This window comes from Ectothiorhodospira lacustris, from assembly GCF_022227845.1.
Lineage (GTDB): Bacteria > Pseudomonadota > Gammaproteobacteria > Ectothiorhodospirales > Ectothiorhodospiraceae > Ectothiorhodospira > Ectothiorhodospira lacustris.
In genome coordinates this window covers 1-1,452 of sequence record NZ_JAJNQN010000041.1, presented here as the reverse complement: position 1 = coordinate 1,452, position 1,452 = coordinate 1, and the positions used below count along the sequence as shown (strand labels likewise).

The window sequence follows — 1,452 nt, the reverse complement described above, 5'->3', positions numbered from 1 at the left end:
TTCCTCCCGCGATTGAAATCGCGGGTTTCCTTGCGGAGATTCTATGAACACCGCCACCCAAGATACAGCGCCTGAAAACTGCGAGCTCACCCATCTGGCCAGGGCCAGCGCCACCGAGCTTAGCCAGTTGCTCCGTGAGCGGCCCGAGAGCGACCGGGCGCATATCAAGCTGGATGGAGCAGACCTGGTGCTGCCCCGTCAGGCGCTGGTGCTGCTGCGCGACCTGCTGACCGAGATGGCCCAGGGCAATGCCGTGACCATCCTGCCTACCCATGCCGAGGTGACGACCCAGGAAGCCGCCAACATGCTTAATGTCTCGCGGCCGCATCTGGTCAAGCTGCTCGAAGAGGGCACGATTCCCTTCACCCGAGTGGGCACACACCGGCGGATTCGCCTGCAGGATCTGTTGGCCTACAAGCGCCAGCAGGAGGAGGCCTCCGAGGCTGCTCTACAGGAGCTGGCCGACCAGGCTCAGGACCTGGACATGGGCTACTGATGCGCTTCGTAGTCGTCTACGACGCCTGCGTGCTCTATCCCGCGCCCCTGCGGGACCTGTTGATGCGCCTGGCCATCTCGGGACTCTATGCCGCGCGCTGGACCGAGCAGATCCACGACGAGTGGACGCGCAACCTGCTCAAGAAGCGTACCGAACTGGCGGACGCGCTACCGCGAACCGTCGGACTCATGAATCAAGCGGTGCCAGATGCCCTGGTCACCGGACACGAGCCGCTGATCCCGGCGCTTCAGCTACCCGATCCTGACGACCGTCATGTGCTGGCCGCAGCCATTCGTGCCGGGGCGCAGCTAATTATCACCTTCAATCTGAAGGACTTCCCTACCGACACCCTGGCCAGCTTCGGGGTCGAGGCTGTCCATCCCGATACCTTCCTGGAACAGCAGTTCGAGCTGAACGAGGGGCTGGTGCTCAGGACCGTCCATCGCCACCGCGCAAGCCTCCGAAAAGTGCCAAGGAGTATCTCGATACTCTGGCGGCCTGTGGCCTGGTCGTCACCGCCGACCGATTGCAGGACTTCATCGAGCTACTTTAGCTTGTTCAGAAAGCTGCTTGGGCGAACTTGCACAACGACTTCTTGCCCATGGCCTTTTCGATGATCTCCAGCAGGCGGCGCTTGCGCTGCTGATAGAAGGCGTCGAAGTCATCGTCACGCAGCGTCGCGGCGGGGATGCGGTGGCCCTCAAGGATCGCGTTCATCGCCTCATCCTCGAGTTGGACCTGCTGATGATCCTGCAGACGCACTCCAGCTGGCAGGTGGAGAGGTCGATATCCACGTCGCGGCTGAAGTTCTTGCGGGCCTGGCGATGCTCGTCCACCGCGATCACCGCATCCTCCAGGCGATCCTCCCCCTCCAGGGCAGTGCGGATATCGAAATAATAATGGCGCTTGATGGGCTTGCCCTTGGCGGTCCGGTTATCTACCGGGGTGTCCAGGCC

At 62.3% G+C, this 1,452-nt stretch carries 3 protein-coding genes and 1 pseudogene; 2 read left to right on the top strand and 2 right to left on the bottom strand.

What is annotated here, in order from left to right; genetic code table 11:
• Positions 1-43 precede the first annotated feature (43 nt).
• Together LQ956_RS14840 and LQ956_RS14835 are read left to right on the top strand one after the other, a co-directional pair.
• Positions 44-496, top strand: coding sequence for a helix-turn-helix domain-containing protein (locus LQ956_RS14840; RefSeq protein ID WP_238630332.1), 453 nt, complete (start codon positions 44-46; stop codon positions 494-496).
• The gene (locus LQ956_RS14835; protein WP_238630333.1) at positions 496-1,113 is read left to right on the top strand and encodes a PIN domain-containing protein; all 618 of its coding nucleotides are present in this window, start codon (positions 496-498) and stop codon (positions 1,111-1,113) included. The genes LQ956_RS14840 and LQ956_RS14835 overlap by 1 nt, the downstream gene beginning before the upstream one ends.
• Here LQ956_RS14835 and LQ956_RS14830 read toward each other — a convergent pair.
• The gene (locus tag LQ956_RS14830) at positions 1,055-1,213 is read right to left on the bottom strand and encodes a hypothetical protein (RefSeq protein ID WP_238630334.1); all 159 of its coding nucleotides are present in this window, start codon (positions 1,211-1,213) and stop codon (positions 1,055-1,057) included. The two genes, LQ956_RS14835 and LQ956_RS14830, sit on opposite strands and share 59 nt — an antisense overlap.
• A pseudogene (locus tag LQ956_RS14825) lies at positions 1,210-1,452 on the bottom strand (hypothetical protein); the annotation flags it as partial. The pseudogene LQ956_RS14825 and the gene LQ956_RS14830, both read right to left, overlap by 4 nt.

Excerpts from the sequence above, each read along its gene's own strand:
- LQ956_RS14835 (WP_238630333.1), top strand. The coding sequence starts at position 496 with ATGCGCTTCGTAGTCGTCTACGACGCCTGCGTGCTCTATCCCGCGCCC.
- LQ956_RS14840 (WP_238630332.1), top strand. The coding sequence starts at position 44 with ATGAACACCGCCACCCAAGATACAGCGCCTGAAAACTGCGAGCTCACC.
- LQ956_RS14830 (WP_238630334.1), bottom strand. The coding sequence starts at position 1,213 with ATGAACGCGATCCTTGAGGGCCACCGCATCCCCGCCGCGACGCTGCGT.